The sequence below is a fragment of the Rheinheimera baltica genome (assembly GCF_030731985.1).
Classification (GTDB): domain Bacteria; phylum Pseudomonadota; class Gammaproteobacteria; order Enterobacterales; family Alteromonadaceae; genus Alishewanella; species Alishewanella baltica.
Genome location: NZ_JAPJDY010000002.1, coordinates 117,358 through 135,553, shown reverse-complemented (window position 1 = coordinate 135,553; position 18,196 = coordinate 117,358). Strand labels below are relative to the sequence as shown.

Sequence of the window (18,196 nt, the reverse complement as noted above, 5' to 3'; positions counted from 1 at the left end):
ATGCAAGAATCCAGTGTACTAATCACCAATGATGCCGTGGTGCTTGGTTTAATGGCCGTGATCCTTGGTGCGGTGTTTTACACCAGCCATAGCGATAACCCATTTTTCAAAAAATTCTATACTTATGTGCCAGCGTTGCTGCTTTGCTATTTCATTCCGTCGTTGTTTAATACCTTTGGCATTATTGATGGAGAAGGATCGTCGTTGTACAAAATGGCATCGCGTTATCTATTACCCGCAAGCCTGGTGCTTTTGACATTAAGTGTTGATTTCAAAGCGATAATTGGGCTTGGGCCTAAAGCGTTAATTATGTTTTTAACCGGTACTGCCGGCATAGTGATTGGTGGACCAATAGCACTGGTTAGCATGGGCTATTTTTTCCCCGAGCAGCTTGGTGGTGATGTTTGGCGTGGTATGACTACCATTGCCGGCAGTTGGATTGGCGGTGGTGCTAACCAGGCGGCAATGAAGGAAGTGTTTAATGTCGATGGTAGTATTTTCTCGGTTATGATTACCGTTGATGTACTGGTGGCGAATGTCTGGATGGCCGTGTTGTTATTTATTGCCAGTCGGGCTGAGTTTTTTGATCGTAAAAACGGCGCCGATACCAGCGGCATTGTAAATTTGCGCAAAAAAATAGAGCAATATGAAGCGCAAAACTCGCGTATACCTCAGTTAAAAGACATTATGCTGATTATCGCTGTTGCCTTTGGTGTTACCGGCTTATCTCATGCCCTGGCCGACATTATTGCACCCTGGATTGAGCAGGTTGCGCCGCATCTTGCGATGTATAGCCTCACCAGTACCTTTTTCTGGCTGGTGGTTATTGCCACAACGGTAGGCTTATTTTTATCTACCACCAAGTTGCGTAGTTTAGAAGCCGTTGGTGCGTCCAAAGTGGGCTCCGCTTTTTTGTATATCCTTGTGGCAACCATTGGTATGCATATGGATGTTACCGCTATTCTGGATTACCCATTGATGTTCTTGGTTGGTCTTATCTGGATGGCCGTCCATGCCGGGCTTCTATTGCTGGTCGCCAAACTGATTAAAGCACCGATGTTTTATATGGCGGTGGGTAGCCAGGCTAACGTAGGTGGAGCAGCTTCTGCCCCGGTGGTGGCTGCGGCATTCCATCCGTCACTGGCTCCGGTTGGTGTATTACTCGCCGTGTTGGGTTATGGCCTCGGTACCTATGGTGCTTATATTTGTGGCTTAATTCTGCAGCAGGTTGCGCCTTAACCATTTTAAGCAAGGGAGTGTGATATATGAAACAAGCTTTTAAAACTGAATCGCGGCACTATGTGTTAATTGGCGCTTTATTGCTGGCGCTTTACGCCAGTTATCTGTTGGTGGCACCTTATGTTGGCGCCATAGTACTGGCATTTGTGTTGTCGTTGTTATGTTTTCCGGTGCATCAGTATATTGAGCGAAAAATTCCTGACAGGCCTAACCTGGTAGCTAGCATCTCGTGCTTATTGTTGGTCGTGGTCATTGTTGTGCCGGTGTCATTGGTGTTCACTGCTATAGTGCAGCAGGGCGTTGCGTTTACCAAGCAAAGCTACACCTGGCTTAACAGCGGTGGTGCCGAGCAGTTAATACAGCACCCATTGTTACAAGGTGCGCAGGATAAAATTAATCAGTTACTTCCTTCCGCCAACATTAGCGGCCAAGGCTTGGTGCAGCAACTTACCGAGTTTGCTTCCGGTTTTGGTAAAGAATTGCTGAATTTAAGCACTAAGTTGCTAGGCGATGTCACGGGCTTATTATTCAGTTTTATTTTGATGCTGTTTATTCTGTTTTTTTTACTACGTGATCACGACAAAGTGGTAAACACTCTGCATTGGGTGTTGCCGCTGTCACGCTCGCAGGAAGAGGCTTTGTTAGACGAGGCCAAAAAAGTGGCGCGCTCTGCAGTTATGGGCTCATTTTTAACGGCAATAGCTCAGGGCTTTGCCGGTGGTATTGCCATGGCCATTGTTGGTTTACCCGCGTTGTTCTGGGGTACGATGATGGCATTTGCTTCTTTTATACCTGTGGTGGGTACGGCGCTTATCTGGATACCTGCTAGCTTGTATTTGTTGCTTACAGGCGACTGGCCATGGGCGCTGTTTATGGCATTGTGGGGCGCGATAGTAGTGGGCTCTATTGATAATTTCCTACGGCCGTTGCTTATGCAGGACAGTGCAGGTATGAATACGCTGCTGATTTTTTTATCGCTAATTGGTGGTATTCAACTGTTTGGTTTAATCGGTGTGATCTACGGGCCGATTATTTTTGCCCTGACATTGGTGCTGTTAAAGCTATACACCATAGAATTTAAAGATTTTTTGGAAAATCAGGATAAAAGCTAGCGTTTAGTTGCCCCAAAAGAACCGTCTTACCCACACCAACACGCCGTGAATACGTCCCTGTAGGCTCGATTACAAACTTCATCTGTGAAGTTTGTCCGTTGGGCCAGCGGGGCTGTTCAAATTCGCTCCGTGCGAATTTGTCCGGCATCCATGCCGTCAACGGTTGGTTTAGGGTACGTCGATTTTTATAGTGTTAATTGCCAACTACTACACCACCAAATCTATCTGTTGTACCAAAACGGGCCTGGCATTCTCTGTAAACGCCAGACCACTGCGTTGGATCTCACCGGACTGCTGCTGTTGCTTATCCAATAATGGCATTGGTGTGGCGGCAGAACTTACAGAGAAAGCGCCCAGTTTGGCTTCTGTCATACTGAGCAATTGCTGTTGTGGTCGCCACAAATACAAGTACTGCCAGATATCATCGCCCGGATCGATAAAGCCGTTGCCGTTGTCATCAAATTCTGCCAGTTCGGCAAAACCCTGGCCGCTTTGCGGGCCAAACAACTCAGTACCATTATTTACCTGTTGGTCTTTGTTACGATCGTATGCCAGATAAAACTGCTGCGCCGCCAGCTGCGGCAACTGCACACTACTGCCATTACTGAATAAATCAAACTCAGTTTGGCTATCGGTGAGTTTAGCCGGACTATTGTCAAGACTAACGATTAACGGGTCTTGCAGCGGCTGCTCGGTGTAGCTGTAGCGGGCCCAGCTTACCTGCATACTAAACTCAAAGGCAAAACTGACGCTGCTACCATCCTGCATTTGCAGCTGACCACTAAAATTGGCCTGCACCGACTGATAGCCAAGTTCCCATTCCGTTGTGGCTATGCGCTGACCGTTGTTAGCTAATTGCTGCTGATTGCCACTGACAAACAGACTTTCGCTACTAAAGCTTGCAGCAAATACAGCGGTGTCTACCTCAGTGTTCAAACGACTGTTGCTGTGTGCCGGCGGGGCTGCAAGATCAGGCTTTTGCCAGTCCTTGTGATGTTGTCCCAGCGTTGCCAGAATATGCTTTACCATGCCAAAAGTTTGGTAAGCATTAAACAAGGTACCGTCATCGGCACTGAAATCATCTTCAGATAAGGCGTCTGTTTCGGCAGGTATTACTGTCGGTGTTGACACAATTTCATTGCTTAGTAACTGCTGTTTGCGACCATAAGCAACGGTTTTTTGTTCGGCAACCGCAAACTGTTGCGAAGCAGATGAAATCTCCATCTTCAGCCTCACAAGGTTTTTATGTTAAACGGTTATCGGTTAGTGGTGGTTAAAACTTAAGCAATATTTTCAGCCTGAACAGTAACGCTATGATCAGGCTGGAATTAAAGTTTTATTTCTGGCTAGGCATTAGACTGAATTGATAGGCATGACGCTGTAATGGGCTGGTTACACCTGTTTGGTAGGTGTCCACCTGCACGATGCCATCTTGATAAACGCCAAATACCCGGAACATGGCGGTGTGCTGGGTGTCATCCGGTACTTTAGTGCGTTCCAGCGCCGGTATGTGCAGGTAATGTACCTTACCCAACTGCTTGGAGTGTTGCACCCTGTCCATATCCATATGCAAATCTCCTGAGATCACTGCAGCTAAATTAGGTTGGGCAATAACGCGGGTAAAGTCGGAATGGGTAATGCCTTTTGCGGCCATTTCTGGATAAACTCCCGCTTGGGCACCATGCACTACCAACAGCACGGGTTTGGGCGCTAACCGTATAAGCTGATTAAGTATCCAGTTAATGCCGTTGTTATTAAAATCACGGCCGTGATCCGGTGAAGCAAAAACCAATGCTACGCCATCAAACTCAAGTACATAGCTGGGCGCATCCAGAGTTATTTTGCCGTCGTTCCACTTGTTGGCAAATTGCATAAAGCGCTCTACCGTGCTGCCGTGTTCTTCATTACCCATTATCGGATAAAACGGCAACGTCAGTTGCTGCAACACCGGCGTAGCATTTTCGTATTGCACCAGGGTGCCTTTGTGGGCGATGTCACCCACACCGACAACAAAGTGTATCTGCTGTTGCTGTGCTAACCGGTTTATATCTGCCACTGCTGCGGCCGTATGCGGAAACTCCGCCAGCGGCTTCGGTTCGGCGTCACCCAACACGGCAAAGCGCAGCACTTGTGCGGATTGTGGCGGGCTTAGGTTAGTAGTTGTCGTTGTACGTTCAGCTGGCGAGCAGGCTATCAGCGTCAAGCACAGCTGGATAAAAATAATGCGCGATATAGATTTCATTAAAGGTCCTGAGTACATGTTTAGAGTGAAGGTGAATTCAGCAGGCTTTTAAAATTGCTGGGCAGCAACCCGGTCCAGCGTTTAAATGCGCGGCGGAAATTATGCTCGTCGGAGTAGCCCAGCCTGATGGCTAGCTGGCGGTTTGAGTAGTGTCCTTGCTGCAGCAATTGACGAGCGGCATCACGGCGAATAGCATCAAGCTGCTGGGCAAAATTGGTTTTCTGCTGTTTGAGCTGGCGTTTGAGAGTGTTTACTGAAATGTCCAGCTGCTGGGCAACTTGCTCCAGGCTAAGCAATTGCGGTAGTGCGCGGCGTTGTAGCCGGTAAATTCGTTCCAGTAAGCCGCGCTGGCGCGGTAAAATACGGTTTAGCTGTCGGCAGGTTCTCAGGGCCGCAGTGCATTTTTCTTTATCGGCTGTGTGAAACGGCAGCTGAAGCTTAGGCAGCGCAATATGCAGACTGTTGCAGGCTTGATTCGCCACAACCTCACAGCCCCAATGCAGCTGGCTTTGTACAGCTGTAGCTGTATCGTGTTGCAGCTGCACGCTAACGCCCTCAGTGTTGCCAAGCTGTTGTTTTATAAGGTTAAGTAGCAGTGATAACACTATGCTAATGCAACTGCTGTATTGTGGCCCAAGTGCGATGCCACTGTGAAACTCTAACACCAAATGTTGTGGTTGGCGGCACAGCTGCACATAAATAGAGGGAAATAATTGATGGCGAAAATAGTACAACTGGCGCAGTGCCTGGCTTAGATTTTCTGCATGCAACACAGTTTGGCACAACGAGATATAGTGATTATGGAGCAGAGCGCTGCCAAGTAAAAATGGTAGTTCCGGGCTGTTAAGGTGTTGCTGGCTGTTGTGTAGCAGTTTTAGCCAATCGGCATGATGCAATCGGCCATGCGGTTTGTGCAGGTCTTGTTCAAAAATGCCGGTACCGGCTAACAGCTTGTGCAGCGGTGCACCGCGGCGCTGTGCCAGCGTTAGTAAATCTGTGCAGCCATGTTGCAGTAGCAGTATTTTGTCCTGATGACCAAAATGCGCGTGCTTCATCAGTCTGTCTGTAAGGTTAACGGCCCGTGTTTGCGGGCAGAGGTAAGTGTATTTAGCGCCTGTTGCAGGGCGTCTTTCGCTGACAATTGCTCTACTTCCAAACTTATCAAGGTGAGTTGTGGCTGTTGATTCTGGTTTGTCAGTAATGAAAATTGTTGTTGTAAGTGTTGCGCGATAATGTTTGCCTGCAACTGCGCGGTGTTCGGCAACAACGCCACAAAGCGGTCGCCATTATAACGGCATACCACATCGCTATAGCGCAGTTGATTCGACAGCAATTCACTGAGCTGAACCAGATAGTTATCCCCGGCAGCAATACCATATTGGCGGTTGAAGTCAGCAAAGTTATCAACATCCAGTAGCAATAAACTTAGCGGCTTTTGCATACTGCGGTGCAACGTTATTTCACGTTGTAATACGGCATAAAGATATTCTGTACCATAGAGTTGGGTTAACGGATCGATAAGTTCGTGATCGCGCAGAAACAGCTCACGGCCACGTAGTTGGCGATCTATAGCCCGTTGTTCACGGTGCCAACCCACTAAACCTATGGTAAGTACTAACATACCTACTGGTGCAGGTAACGACTCCAACCAGCTCATTAACCGAAGCGCGTCCGGGTAGCGGATAAACTCGTCCAGTAGGTCAAGAAAATAAGAAAACATCAGCAGTAAGCTGCCGTAGTAAAGCCATTCTGTGACCCGCCCAGCCGGGCGACTACTGATAATTAACCCCAGCCACAAGCACGCCACCAAAAAGGTGGTGCCTTCGCCTAGCACGTCAATCCAGTCAAAAGCCTGGCTTTGTTTTAGCTCGCCGGCATTGGTTGCCATTAACAGGCCGCCGCAAAGTAATAGGGTACTAAACAGCAGTTTGTATGTGTGTTGTCGCCACATCGTGGGTTTCCGCTACAAATAAACAGCAGTTTGCGGTGCTGGTATGACAACTATATGACAGACTTGGCCGGCTTTTACCGCTTGCTGCGCGCTAAAGACCCGGGTCAGCAACGTGCAGTTGTTGCTGTTAATACTCGGCTTTTTGTCATACATCGGCGGCACACTTTACGGCAATTATTAGCCGTGATCTGAGAGCAACCTATGAAGTCGACCAATCATAAACACAATTCACGCAGCGTGCTGGCGTGTGCTGTAAGCCTGGCGTTTGCCACGTTATCTGCACCGATATTAGCAGATGCCGATGTACAGGGCCGTATTACGGATAACCGCAGTAATTTGATTACTGGTGCTGAGGTCAGTATTCCAGAGCTCACCCTGCGCCGTATAACCGGTGCCGATGGCCGCTTTCAGTTCAACCAGCTACCCAAAGGGACCTATACCTTGTTGGTCAATTATCTTGGCGCTATGCCGGAAACCCGGGTATTGGTGGTAAGCGATAGTGAGCAGCGCCTGGGTGATATTAAATTACTGTCTGCCAGCGACAGTATTGAACATATTGAAGTAGTCGGCCAATCTGGTGCGGTTAGCAAAGCACTAAACCGCCAACGCAATGCGTCAGGCATAGTTACGGTTGCCAGTACTGATGAGATGGGCCAGTTTCCTGACAGCAATGTGAGCGAGGCGCTGCAGCGTTTGGCGGGGTTGTCGGTAGAGCGCGATCAGGGCGAAGGCCGCTTCGTGCGGGTGCGCGGGTTAGCGCCAGACTATAACGCCGTAACGTATAATGGTACCCAGCTTGCTGCACCAGAAGCAGGCCGTCGGGCTGTGGCACTGGATGTGATCCCGTCGGATTTGTTGGAGTCGGTTGAAGTTAGCAAAACGCTAACACCAGACATGCCAGCGGGTTCGCTGGGTGGCACGGTGGAGATTAAAAGTTTGTCAGCGTTTGACCGTAGTAACGACTTTTATTCGATAACGGCCGAAGCGGGTTACAACGAGCAGCAAAGCAAAACCAGCCCAAAGCTCTCTGGTGTGTATAGCAAAATACTCGATGCTGCGGGTGAAACGGACAGTTTGGGCATTGCCATCGCAGCAAGTTATGCCGAGCGAAAATTTGGTTCTGAAAACGTAGAAACCGGCGGCAGCTGGGATTTTGACGATGGGTTGGAAGAGTTTGAACTGCGCGATTACACCATTAGCCGCGAGCGGATTGGTTTAGCATTAAACCTGGACTATCGGCCTGGCAATCACAACGAGTATTACCTGCGTACCTTGTACAGTGAATTTAGTGATACCGAAAATCGACAGGGTCTGGTGGTTGAATTGGCCGATCCTCAATTTGCCGGTAGCACAGGTGAAGCCGAAATTATCCGTTCACTGAAACAACGCAAAGAAACGCAGACCATTAGTGCTGTGGTGTTGGGGACTAAACAACAATCGGGCAACTGGCAGTGGTTACTGGAAGCCGGTGCCAGTAAAGCTGACGAAGATACCCCGTTTAATATCTCCGCTGCCGACTTTGCGCAGGAGTTTGCTAGCGGCATTGGTTTTAGCGGTACCGATGTTTTGCGTCTGACCGCGCCGGCAGAAGCTTATCTGGCCAATGGCTATGCGCTAAAAGAAGTGGAAATGGGAGATACCTACGCGAAAGAAACCGAACGCAATGTGAAGTTTGATCTTAGCCGCGAAATTATTCAGTCTGCAGGTAGCTTAACGTTAAAAGCTGGCGCCAAATATAGCCAGCGCAGGAAAACCACAGAAGAAGATGTATGGTTGTTTGAGGACTTTGCTGATGTGGGTATTAGCGCGCTTAGTATGGCCGATTATGCTGCTGGCGCGGTTGATTATAGTCTCAGCACCATGGGAGCAGAGGTTAGTAGCGCAAGTATTTATCAGTTAGTGCGCGGTCTTAATCGCGACGACTATGTCGATGACGTGGAGTCACAGATTAATGATTACCGCGTCGATGAAGATATCAGTGCCGCTTATGTAATGGCGCAATGGGAGCGGGACAATTGGCAATTGATTAGCGGCGTGCGCTATGAACATGACAGCCGCGATGCCATAGGTACACGTTACGACGATATCAACGAAGTCTTTAGCACTAACGAGCAAAGTAGTCGTAAAGGTTATTGGTTACCCGCTGTGGTAGCGCGTTATAACGTATCTGAGCAAAGCATAGTGCGGGCAGCGGTGAGTACAGGTTTAGTACGGCCGAATTTCGAACAGTTGGCACCGGCATATATTCTGGAAGAAGATGATGACGAGCTGGAAGCCAGCTTTGGTAACCCACAGCTGGATGCTTTAACCACCAAAAACCTTGATTTGGGTATTGAACATTACGCTGACAAACTCGGTGTGGTGTCGGCAATGCTGTTTTATAAACAGATTGATAATTTTATCTACGAAGCCGATTTAGCTGGCCGTGGCGACTATATGGATTTCGCCAAAGCAGAAACTTTTGTCAACGGCGGTAAAGCCGATTTATATGGCCTGGAGCTTAATGCGATTCATCAGTTATCCGGCCACGGCAATTGGATGGATAACCTGCTGCTGTCGGCTAACCTCACGCTGACGGATTCTGCTGCAGATATAGAATGGTTTGATGATGGTGCTTTATTGAGTCGCGAAGTGGCGTTGCCTAGCCAGTCAGATAAAACCGCCAACCTGAGTCTAGGGTATGAAACCGATACCATCAGCCTGCGTTTAGCCGCCAATTATAAATCGAAGTACCTCGCTGAAGTGGGTGATGTCACCGACAGTGCCTATGATGTGTACTCGGACGACCATATGCAGCTTGATTTTACGGCTAAATGGACATTTCAGCGTGGTATGCAGCTGTACTTTAATGTCGTGAACCTTAATGACGAGCCTTATTATGCTTACACTGGCAATAAGCAGTACAACTTTCAGTACGAACAATATGGCCGCACTTTAGTGCTTGGCGTACAGATCACTAACTGGTAAATAAGGGCTGTACGATGTTAGCAAATAAAACCATGTTTAAACTCAGTATCTTCAGTGTGTTGCTAGGTGTAACGTTGAGTGCTTGTCAGCAAGTGACTGAAGAGTCAACTGTGTCTGCGAGCCTGGCACCACAAGCAATAACAGTCCATGCCAGCCATTTCCATAGCCTGCAACTGGCGGGAACTGACTATCAGCTGCTTACTACGTCACAGGGCTTGGAAATCCGTCAGGCAGAGCGGCTTATTGCAAACCACAGTGGCCATTTTATCCGCCTGACGTTGCATACACTGACACCTGACACAGCGTTGCTGGCGGCAATGGATGCAAATAGCAACAGTCTGTATCTGTGGCATTTTATGCCGAAACAGCAATCACCGCTGCAATTGATGCGTCAGCAGCTAATCACGAGTCGCGTGGTCGACGATCTGTGTTTTTATCACAGCAATGAAAACCAGCAACTTAGCTTGTTTTTGCTTGGCGGGCGTGGTGGTGCTGATCAATTGCTATTGCAACAACAACAGCAATGGCTGGAACAGCCGCTGGTGATCCGTGAGTTAAATGTGCCTTATGACAGTACGGCATGCGCGGTAGATCAAACAGCAGGGGCGCTTTATATTGCAGAAGGCGACAGGGCCATTTGGCGCTACCAGGCTGAGCCAGAAGCTGACGAAGGTCGCAGTTTATTGCAGGTTCAACAGCCATTTGGTCAATTGCAGGGCGAGGTTAAAGCGCTGCAGCTACTGCCAGATGGCAGTGTGCTGGCGTTGGAGGAAGAGCCGGCGCGTTTGTTACATCTTAGCCAGGATGGCCAGCTAGTTAGCGCGGTTAACGTGCCCGCTCTGGCTGAAGCCTCGGGGTTGAGCGTGCAACTGCAGCGAAACAGCGGCACAGCGTTTATTAGCAGTGAAGCCGCTAAAGCGGTGCAGCAGCTTAACTTAGGGGCAATCCCTGTATCACAGCCAGTATCACAGTCAACACCACAGCATCGCAATAATGCCACTATGGTGCAGTTGATGCCGACGTTGCAAACGGAAGCGGCCAGTCAACGCGGTGATGTCATGGACGACCCTGCGGTATGGCATCATCCTTCTATGCCAGCACTCAGCTTGATTCTGGCTACCGACAAGCGTGCAGGTTTAAACGTTTACAATATGCAAGGTAAGGATGTACAGCAGCTGCCAGTCGGACGGCTGAACAATGTTGATGTGCGCTATGGCCTGACATGGCAGGGTATACCACATGATATTGCAACCGCCAGTTTGCGTGATGATAACAGCCTGCAATTGTTTGCCATTGATAATAATGGCCAGTTGCATAACGCCGGTAAGGTGTTGACCAGCATGAACGACATTTATGGCCTGTGCATGTACCAAAGTGTTAAAAGTGGCCAGCACTATGTGTTTGTAAATGACAAATCTGGCTTGATTGAGCAATACCGCATCGACACCGATGGTAACACCTGGCGAGGTACGCTGGTAAGGTCGCTTACTGTGCCCAGCCAACCGGAGGGTTGCGTGGCAGACGATAAAAACGGCGTACTCTTTGTTGGTGAAGAAGATGTCGGGATTTGGCGCTTTGCGGCTGAAGCTGATGCAGCAACTAACGGCGACAGCATCATTTTAGTGGATGGCACCACCCTGGTAGATGATGTGGAAGGACTGGCATTGGCACAAGACGGTGACAACCAATATTTGGTGGTGTCTAGCCAGGGCAACGACAGTTATGTAATTTACGATGCAGTAGCACCTTATGCCGCCCGTTTGCGCTTTCGGGTTACAACCAACCCCACACTGGGAATTGATGGTAGCTCTGAAACCGATGGTCTGGATGTAACAACCCGTTCGTTAGGGCCAGGTTTTGAACAGGGAGCACTTATTGTACAAGATGGACGTAACCGCATGCCTGAGCAGGGCCAAAACCTGAAACTTGTACCATGGCAGGCTATTTTGCAACAGTTATCACAATAAAGCACAAGGCCGAAGCAGAAATCGGCCTTTTCTTTACGGTAAAAAAGACAGTTTATGCTATGTAGGAATTAGTTGAGTTTTGCCGCCAGACAGCGCTCAACAATATTTTTAATTTTTAGCGGGCTAAAGGGTTTGGCAATAAATCCACTGGCTCCGGCGGCGATGCTTTGTTGCACGTTATCAACTGAGTTGTGTGCAGTAACCATAACAACATGGGTTCTGTCGGTGTGGCTTTTAATTTGTTGCAGTAACTGCTGGCCATTAATGTCAGGCAACTCAATATCCAAAAAGACTAAATCATGTTGGTGTTGAGTAAATGTTGCTAAGCCTTTATTACCACTGGATGCTTCATGCACCTGAGTAATGCCTAAATGCATTAATGTCTGGCGTAAATATTCACGCACCGTGTAGGCGTCGTCAATAATCAACACTGAGTATTGCTGCCGGGTCATTGCAGTTCCTTTGCTAAGTTTAATGTGTTGTTACAGAGTATAACCTATAAATATAGGTACAAAACACATTTGCAGAGTCTAACTAGTTTAGCTGAACTTTCGATGAATCAATGGGCAAGGAAATAACAACATTAAACCCTTTTATGGCGCCATCTTGCATGATGTTTCCGGCGATAATGTTACCGTTACAGGCTTCTACTGCGCGTTTAGCAATACTTAAACCTAGACCAATACCGGTATGAGTACTTTGTGCACGGAAAAACGGTGTAAACAGCTTCGGCAGGTGCTGGGCAGCTATACCTGCTCCCTGATCACTGACAGTTAGCATTACCTGCCGACCATATTGCTGTAAGTGCACGCTAACGCTAGTGTTGACTGGGGTATACTTAATTGCATTGCGGATCACATTTTCAATAGCGCTGTAAAGTAAAGAAGGATCTCCTTTTACTTCTGCCACAGGCGTAAGCTGTAACGCAAGCAATTTACTGCTATCGTTGGCTTCGAGTTGGGCGTCTTCACAGACCGATACAACCAATTCTGTCAGATTAATATCAATATGCTCAGCTTGAAAACTACCGTTATCTAATTGTGAGAATGTTAAAATTTGGGCAACTAATGCGTCAAGCTTAATGACTTCTTGTTCAATTTTTTGCAGTAATAACGGAGCGGCAGTGTTGGGCTGCTGGGCCAGGCCGGTAAGAATTTGCATTCGTGCTAAAGGTGAGCGTAGTTCATGTGAAACGTCATGTAATAAGCGTCTTTGAGATGCTATTGCTTCAGCTGCTTTTGCTGCCATTTGATTAAAGTTTCTACTCAGACTGCCAAATTCATCCCGTCGTAAGGTCAACGACGGAGCGAGTTGAGTTTGCCAACTATTGCTTGCCAGGTCTGCTAATGCTTGTTTAAGCTGCCGAATGGGCAAAGCAATGTAACGAGCTAACAACCAACTAAACACCAGGCTTGCTGTAAGTAGTAACATTAAATGCAACAGCGGCCTACGCCAGAATGTAGGTTTTGGTCTATGGGCTGGATTACGCATAGACGGCGGTGGACCAAGTAAATTCAGCTGTGCGTGCAATGGTGGTGCTACAGTCGGCCTTTGTAGTTGGGTATCACCCACACCGATAAATGTGAGTCTAACCATCACAATAGCGATTAGTAATGTTGCCCAAAATACCAGAAAAAAACGCCAGAATAACTGTTGCACGTTAGGTGTACCTATAATGTCTTGGCGTAGGTAAACTGATAGCCTTTTCCACGCACTGCGGTGATCCAATACTGGCCATTGGGCAGTTTACCCAGCTTTTGCCTGATATGGCTAATATGTACGTCAATACTGCGATCGAAACTTGATAACGCCCGGCCAAGAGCTTGTTCCGACAAGGCTGCTTTACTAAGGATTTGACCGGCGTTTTGCGTTAGTAAATATAGAACATTAAATTCCGCACCGGTTAATTCGACCAGTTTTTGGTCTACATAGACGCTGCGATTTACTGTATTTATCATTAAAGCACCATATTGCAATGCAGAGTGTTGTTGTGGTTTTGAAGGTTGTTGAACCCGGCGTAATATCGCCCTTATACGAGCCGTAAGTTCGCGTGGTAAACAGGGTTTGGCAAGATAGTCATCCGCGCCTAACTCCAGACCGACAACTCTGTCAAATTCGTCACCACGCGCGGTTAACATGATTACCGGCATGTTATTGGTTTGGCGTAATCTCTTTAATAGGCTAATCCCGTCCAGCGTTGGCATCATGATATCCAGAATAAGCAGGTCAAATTGTTGCTGCTGTAAACAGGAAAGACCGGCGAAGCCATCATTATAGCTTGTGACATCAAAACCATCTTTTTGCAGGTATTCAGCCAACAGCGACGTTAGCTGAATATCATCGTCAATTAATAATAACCGGTTCACCGTCTCTCCAGATCTTTTAGTGCAATAAGCTCAGTTTATAGCCATTGTTGCTGTCAGGTTCAGCAACCAATAAATAGTTCTTACCGGCTTCAAATTGTTGCAGCTCTGACTCGGCTAATAGTGTATTGTTTTTATTGCTATCGGTGAAAACCAGCAAGATCCTATACGCACCATCAGGCAGATTGATATCGGTTTGTGCCCCACGATTTAATGTTGCAATAGCATAGTCTGTGGTATCTATGGTATCCGCTGGCGGCACAAAATAAAGGCTCAGGCTAGTGTAGTCATTAATAATATTTACCACATTAACATCAAAATCGTATATTTGTGGCAGTTCGCTCTCTTCAACGACGATGGCTCGAGACACATCATCACTATTTTTATACAACACTACGGCTTTACTCTGCCCTTGGTTAAGCGTAAGTAAGGCATTTTTCATCACGTATTGGCCTTGTAAATCTATTGATGATAAGCGGTAATCAGCTGCGTCAAGTTGAGCATAGTCGCTAAAAACATCGCTAGGCAAGGCAGTAAACAACACGCTATCATTAAGGAAAATATCAGTCGGTTCGTCATTGTCGATACTATTGTAAAGCCGGAATTGAGCAGTAGCTTCAATGTCGGTTAAATGCGTAACGGTTGTTGTGTTACTGATAACATCAATGGCAACATTGCCTTGTAGTGGACCAGATGCTTGTCTTGGCACCAGCACATATTCGGTTAGATAACTAAAGCTGTAACTTGCCGAAGAAAACAGCACATCGCGACTACCTGCAATAGTTAGATACACAATGTAGCTTCCTGTACTAAACTCCATCGGTTCACTAATCTGTTGATAGTTTAGCGTTGAAACTAAAGTTGCATCGTCAAAGGTGCCATCCGAGTCGCTAATATACAGATCATACGCTGTGGTATCTGGTAACAGGTTAACGACATACAATTTGAATGTATCGGTCAGACTGTCATCGCGCAAAAATGACAAACTAAGTAAGTCGGGACTGGCATAGTCGCCACTTAGCAACAATAAATGTTTGTAGCTTTGCTTTAACTGAAGAGTGCTCTCCAGAATACTGACATCATCTCCAGCGCTATTTAGCCGACTAAGTGCGATGTCGTAGCTATCGGGTGTGTAGCTAATTAACGATGTTGCATCGGTATAGGTTGCACTGCCAATCAGTATGCTTACATCATCATCATCTGTCAGAATTAAACGAGTTGACGTGCTGTTTGCCGAACCATTATAGAGCTGAATATAGCTAGTGGTATATGTGGATGACGTATCATCAGAACTGCTTCCGCCGCAGCCTGCCAACACCAATAAAGTGGAAAGTAACAAATAAAAAGTAAAATTACGCATAACGCCTCGTCTAAAGTTAAGAGTTAACTGCTGAACCTGGGCTAAGAAGGCATAATATTGAATCAGTTCATTACTTTACGCAGCTTTACCTGACTTAACGTTTCTTTACGTTGGTACGCGTAAATGGGGGGGAATATATCGACCGTAAGTAGAAAACTCTGTTTCCTTTTGGTTTTTGCCTGCTACTTTTAATATCTGGATGATAGTGAACTTAGCAAGGAACAAAACTTAATGCGTCGAAATGAGCCGGTAACAAATACAGAGCGCACTTTTCCTGAACATGAGAAGTTGATTTCAAATACTGATTTGCACGGTAATATTCGACACTGCAATGATGCTTTTATTCAGATTAGTGGCTTTAGCAAAGCTGAATTGATTGGTCAGCCGCATAATATTGTGCGTCATCCTGATATGCCCCCCTTGGCTTATAAAATAATGTGGGAGCATTTAAAGGCAGGCAAACCATGGATGGGATTAGTTAAAAACCGCAGTAAAAATGGTGATTATTACTGGGTTAATGCCTACGTTACACCGGTGACGGAAAATGGTCGTGTTATTGGTTACGAATCGGTGCGATCTTGTCCGTCGCGCGAAGACGTTGCCCGTGCTCAAAAGCTTTATCATGCCATTAATAAAGGAAAGTTTAATCAGCGCCATTTTCATTTGGGCGTTGCTAATATTGCGCTCGTTGTTGCCCTTAGTGCTGCGGTGGTGGCTTACTTTGCGGGTTATTCAGGTTTTTCTAAAAGCGTACTTTTTTTGGCGGCTGTAGGGTTTGCGCTTTGGGCAAACTTCAGCAAAAAATCTGCTTTGGATAGCGTTAAAACCTTACTTGTGAACTCTTTTCACCACGAGTTGGCCGTGCAGACGTTTACCGATGACAAACAAGACTTGGGCGAGCTTAAAGTTGCGATTTTGAGCTCTAAAGCACACTTGGGTGCGGTGCTAAGCCGCATGGAGGATGCAGCGAAAAGTGTCTCTGCGCAATCAGATAACGGGCTGGAGCTAGCGCAATCGTCAATGAAGCTTATCCAAAGGCAGCAGCAAGAAACCGAACAAGCCGCAACCGCGATGCATGAAATGACGACAACAATTGCGGAAGTATCAAAGCATGTTCAGGACACTGCAGAGCGGGCAGAGCAGTCAAATGAACTCGCCGGAAAAAGCCGTGAAACGGCCGCCGTAACGCGCAAAGCCATTGAAGAATTGCGCAATACGGTTAATGAAATTAGTAGCTCAGTAACCGAGGTGTCTGAGCAAACCAAGAAAATTGCGACTGTCGCGCAAATGATTGAACAAATTGCTGAACAGACTAATTTATTGGCCCTAAATGCGGCGATAGAGGCAGCCAGAGCCGGAGAGCAAGGTCGGGGCTTTGCGGTAGTGGCTGACGAGGTACGGAATTTGGCTCAGCGTACACAAGAGTCGACTAAAGAAATTCATCAAATTATTACCGATTTAACTAGTCGAGCAGATACCGCTGTACGTGTTGCCCAAAATGGAACAACAGGGGCGGATGCAGGCTTAACCCGGGTAAAAGAAACAGAAGAAATGCTCTTCGGTATTTCTGACGCTGTGGGTAGCATTGCGAGTATGTCTATTCAAATGGCGGCGGCTGTGGAAGAGCAAGCGAGTGTTGCAGAAGACATTAATCGGCAAGTGGTTAACATTTCAACCTTGGCGAACTCAAGTCTTACAGAAGCATCACACTCTGCTGACAGCATTAAACAGCTGCAGCTAGTGTCAAATGAATTGCATGAATTGGTCGTCAGATTTGCACGATAATAAATATCTTACTCATAAAAAGGCCAGCGGAAGCTGGCCTTTGCATTCATAATACTCAATATCAAACAGCGATATTGATATTCTGTCCCAGGTTGCCGACAGGAGATGAGGCTTGCACCTTTTCACCTGTTTGTACGGCGCTTTGAATTAGCATCATTGCCATTTTTGCTTCCTGGTTTTGCTGCTTTTTAGCCATTACAGCCCCAAGCATTTCAAAGCCCTGACCAGACGCCGCAGCGCCAACGGATTGACTCATAGTGCCTCCTCTGCCAATTCCTCTTAGCTATAGCGGCAGGATAGCGCAATACTTTAGTTGTTTAGTAAAAAAAGAATAAAAAAACCACCGGTTTAACGGTGGCTTGTTAAGTCAGTAGCTTACGCTTGAATTAAGGCGGTTTGTTGCGCTTTTATTTGGGAATGAGAAAGCGCTGGCACCGGTAAGTTGTTTCCACTGGGAGTAGCCGGTTTAAGCGAGCGTACCGGCCGTGTAGGGCCCTTTTTCATACTTCCTTTGAACATGGGTTCGGGTTTTACGACTGTCTTGCCCAGACGCGCAGCGATGGCGGCCTGAATATCGGCAGGTGTGTAGCCAGCTTGAATTTTCAGGCGCAGATAGGGGATTCCTGCTGCATCCAGGGTTCCATTGACAAACCAGTCGGGCACAGCCTTATGACCGTCTTTATTACTGTTATTAACTAAATCCAAAACCGCAACGATGCTCATATCGGTTGGGTCGCAAAGCACGAAATCCAAATATTTAGCGTTTAGTTTTGCTAGCGTTGCGTTTCGAGCCTTAGCGTTGGCAACATTTTTAAGTTCTATTACATCAGCCAATTTCACCCGATTTAATACTTTGTAATCTGCCGCAACTGCTTTTTCCAGTAACAGCATAAAAGAACGTTCTACCGGACTAAATAGCGTGGTCTTTTTTTGCACAGGAAACGGATTGCCATTGTCGATAAAGCGGCTCGCTACCATGGCAACAATAATGACTAAAAGTAAAATTAATAACAGGACAAATTCCATGTGCACCTCCGACAGAAAATTGACTCGGTGTCTGACACACCACAACACTGTTATTTCTAAAGCATAAGCTATGCCAATATTTATGGTGTTCACAATGATTTAGTATTTCGTGTGTGAATGGCTAGCATTGTCTGCATTAATATATTTTATGACTTAAAGCGCTTATAGTTGTGCTTACTTCTGA

The 18,196-nt window shown here is 46.9% G+C and carries 15 protein-coding genes; 5 read left to right on the top strand and 10 right to left on the bottom strand.

What is annotated here, in order from left to right; translation table 11 throughout:
- Positions 1 to 1,239, top strand: coding sequence for a DUF819 family protein (locus tag ORJ00_RS03520; RefSeq protein WP_027669785.1), 1,239 nt, complete (start codon positions 1 to 3; stop codon positions 1,237 to 1,239).
- Between the two features lie 26 nt (positions 1,240 to 1,265).
- Positions 1,266 to 2,351 (top strand): AI-2E family transporter, encoded by a 1,086-nt coding sequence (locus ORJ00_RS03515; RefSeq protein WP_027669786.1) that lies wholly within the window; start codon positions 1,266 to 1,268, stop codon positions 2,349 to 2,351.
- Positions 2,352 to 2,558: 207 nt separating this feature from the next.
- Here ORJ00_RS03515 and ORJ00_RS03510 read toward each other — a convergent pair whose 3' ends face one another.
- The 4 genes from ORJ00_RS03510 to ORJ00_RS03495 all read right to left on the bottom strand — a co-directional run bounded on the left by ORJ00_RS03510 (position 2,559) and on the right by ORJ00_RS03495 (position 6,544).
- Complete coding sequence (locus ORJ00_RS03510; protein ID WP_306138997.1) at positions 2,559 to 3,575, bottom strand: SPM autocatalytic domain-containing protein; 1,017 nt, start codon at positions 3,573 to 3,575, stop codon at positions 2,559 to 2,561.
- A 112-nt stretch (positions 3,576 to 3,687) separates the two neighbouring features.
- Positions 3,688 to 4,593, bottom strand: a complete 906-nt coding sequence (locus tag ORJ00_RS03505; RefSeq protein ID WP_305976658.1) for a metallophosphoesterase family protein — start codon at positions 4,591 to 4,593, stop codon at positions 3,688 to 3,690.
- Between the two features lie 20 nt (positions 4,594 to 4,613).
- Positions 4,614 to 5,648, bottom strand: coding sequence for a helix-turn-helix transcriptional regulator (locus tag ORJ00_RS03500; protein ID WP_306138996.1), 1,035 nt, complete (start codon positions 5,646 to 5,648; stop codon positions 4,614 to 4,616).
- Positions 5,648 to 6,544, bottom strand: coding sequence for a GGDEF domain-containing protein (locus ORJ00_RS03495; protein ID WP_306126140.1), 897 nt, complete (start codon positions 6,542 to 6,544; stop codon positions 5,648 to 5,650). The genes ORJ00_RS03500 and ORJ00_RS03495 overlap by 1 nt, the downstream gene beginning before the upstream one ends.
- Before the next feature lie 201 nt (positions 6,545 to 6,745).
- On the opposite strand from ORJ00_RS03495, the gene ORJ00_RS03490 reads away from it, so the two are divergent.
- Together ORJ00_RS03490 and ORJ00_RS03485 are read left to right on the top strand one after the other, a co-directional pair.
- On the top strand, positions 6,746 to 9,511 hold the full coding sequence (locus ORJ00_RS03490; RefSeq protein ID WP_027669791.1) for a TonB-dependent receptor: 2,766 nt from the start codon (positions 6,746 to 6,748) through the stop codon (positions 9,509 to 9,511).
- A 14-nt stretch (positions 9,512 to 9,525) separates the two neighbouring features.
- Positions 9,526 to 11,478 (top strand): phytase, encoded by a 1,953-nt coding sequence (locus ORJ00_RS03485; protein WP_306138995.1) that lies wholly within the window; start codon positions 9,526 to 9,528, stop codon positions 11,476 to 11,478.
- Between the two features lie 68 nt (positions 11,479 to 11,546).
- Here the strand turns inward: ORJ00_RS03485 and ORJ00_RS03480 are convergent, their stop codons facing one another.
- The 4 genes from ORJ00_RS03480 to ORJ00_RS03465 form a co-directional block, all read right to left on the bottom strand.
- Positions 11,547 to 11,930, bottom strand: a complete 384-nt coding sequence (locus tag ORJ00_RS03480) for a response regulator (protein ID WP_027669793.1) — start codon at positions 11,928 to 11,930, stop codon at positions 11,547 to 11,549.
- Between the two features lie 82 nt (positions 11,931 to 12,012).
- Positions 12,013 to 13,137: a sensor histidine kinase gene (locus ORJ00_RS03475; protein ID WP_306138994.1), complete on the bottom strand. Its 1,125-nt coding sequence runs from the start codon at positions 13,135 to 13,137 to the stop codon at positions 12,013 to 12,015.
- Positions 13,138 to 13,148: 11 nt separating this feature from the next.
- On the bottom strand, positions 13,149 to 13,844 hold the full coding sequence (locus ORJ00_RS03470; protein WP_305977569.1) for a response regulator transcription factor: 696 nt from the start codon (positions 13,842 to 13,844) through the stop codon (positions 13,149 to 13,151).
- Positions 13,845 to 13,860: 16 nt separating this feature from the next.
- On the bottom strand, positions 13,861 to 15,201 hold the full coding sequence (locus ORJ00_RS03465) for a hypothetical protein (RefSeq protein WP_306138993.1): 1,341 nt from the start codon (positions 15,199 to 15,201) through the stop codon (positions 13,861 to 13,863).
- Positions 15,202 to 15,432: 231 nt separating this feature from the next.
- Here ORJ00_RS03465 and ORJ00_RS03460 point away from each other — a divergent pair, with 231 nt between their 5' ends.
- Positions 15,433 to 16,986 (top strand): methyl-accepting chemotaxis protein, encoded by a 1,554-nt coding sequence (locus ORJ00_RS03460; RefSeq protein WP_306138992.1) that lies wholly within the window; start codon positions 15,433 to 15,435, stop codon positions 16,984 to 16,986.
- Positions 16,987 to 17,047: 61 nt separating this feature from the next.
- On the opposite strand, the gene ORJ00_RS03455 is transcribed toward ORJ00_RS03460, so the two are convergent.
- Together ORJ00_RS03455 and ORJ00_RS03450 are read right to left on the bottom strand one after the other, a co-directional pair.
- Positions 17,048 to 17,242, bottom strand: coding sequence for a hypothetical protein (locus tag ORJ00_RS03455; RefSeq protein ID WP_027669795.1), 195 nt, complete (start codon positions 17,240 to 17,242; stop codon positions 17,048 to 17,050).
- 119 nt (positions 17,243 to 17,361) lie between these two features.
- A complete protein-coding gene (locus ORJ00_RS03450) occupies positions 17,362 to 18,012 on the bottom strand; it encodes a DUF2726 domain-containing protein (RefSeq protein ID WP_027669796.1) in 651 nt (216 codons plus the stop codon).
- Between the last annotated feature and the right edge of the window lie 184 nt (positions 18,013 to 18,196).